Raw genomic sequence first — 1,414 nt, forward strand, 5'->3', positions numbered from 1 at the left:
TGGTTCTAAGTCAATACCATGGACACAATAAAGTTAAGTCTTTTTTAAATAGGCATCAACTCAGTGAATATCCTGTATCCAGAGAAATCAATTAGTGAAATAGACACCTTTAATTAGTTTCTCTGGATACAGGAATTGAGTGTAGACTTTAACCTCTTGTTTATTCAGTTTATAAGGATAACTATAGCGTTCATCAAATCATGAGCCGATTTTGCTACGACAAGAGTCTTCTAGTTGCTGCGGCGTCATGTATTGAATTGCTCCGTGAATACGTTTCCGGTTGTACCAGGATTCGATATAATGAAAGAGTGCCAGCCTTGCCGATTCGTAATCCACATAGGTTGTACGGTACACTTCCTCTTTCTTTAAAGTTGCATGAAAAGACTCGATGCAGGCATTATCATATGGGCAGCCTTTGCGGCTAAATGAATGCCTCATTTTAGCGTCCGTCATGGCTTCTTCAAAGGCGTCACTCGTGTATTGACTTCCTAAATCAGTATGGAAAATAAGGCCTTCACCAGGTTGCTGGATGGTGATTGCGTTTGACAAGGCATCGAGGACTAAGTCCACTGTCATTGATTTTGAAAAGGAATAACCAACGATCTTTTTCGTATGCAGATCTAGAACGGAAGCCAAATAACACCAGGCGTTATTGCTTGTATGAATATAAGTAATATCCGCAACCCACTTCTGATTGATGTCGGTTGTCGTGAAATCTTGTTTCAGTATATTTTCTCTTTCCACCACTAATCCAGTGGACTTAGTTGGACGATATTTCTTTATGATAACGGATAAGATTTCTGCTTTTTTCATAATTCGTTGTACACGGTTTAGGCTAACTACAAAACCCTCTTCACCCAAAATAATATGGATCTTAGGGGCGCCATAACGCTGTTTACTTTCCGCATGAATGACTCGTATACGTTTCAAAATCTTTTCGTTTTCAATTTCATATGTAGATTTCACTTTATTGAATGATTGATAATACGTACTTCTGGGCACTTCAAGCACATGACACATCAATTGGATAGGCTGATTTTCCTTCTCCTGTTCAATGAAGTCAATAATTTCTTGTTCTGTTACTTTCTCGCGAATATGACCATAGCCTTTTTTAGGATGTCGACTTCCTGCTTGAGGCGAAGATTTTCTTTTTGAATCTCTGCAATGTCTTTCGGTGTTAGACCGTCAGCGCCTTCAACAGGTGAAAGTGCTTTAATCCACTTATAAATAGTTACTTCTGATACGTCATATTCGCGGTGGAGATCCCCTACAGATGTGCCAGATCTGTAAAGCTCGACAATTGTGTTTTTAAAGTCATTATTATACTGTTTTCGTTTCATTTCGGACACGTCCTTCTCTTCTTTTTAGGATAGAGACTTAACTAACGTGTGTCCATACATTTATACTAACTCCA

At 38.7% G+C, this 1,414-nt stretch carries 1 protein-coding gene; it reads right to left on the bottom strand.

Annotated elements, in window-relative coordinates; genetic code table 11:
* Positions 1-198: 198 nt before the first annotated feature.
* Positions 199-1,340, bottom strand: a protein-coding gene (locus tag H2672_RS19060; RefSeq protein ID WP_370569711.1) for an IS3 family transposase whose coding sequence is annotated in 2 segments (ribosomal slippage) — positions 199-1,106 and positions 1,106-1,340 — 1,143 coding nt in all. Because the reading frame shifts where the segments join, the coding sequence is not laid out codon by codon here.
* Between the last annotated feature and the right edge of the window lie 74 nt (positions 1,341-1,414).

The sequence above is a fragment of the Sporosarcina sp. BP05 genome (assembly GCF_014282005.1).
Taxonomy (GTDB): Bacteria; Bacillota; Bacilli; order Bacillales_A; family Planococcaceae; genus Sporosarcina.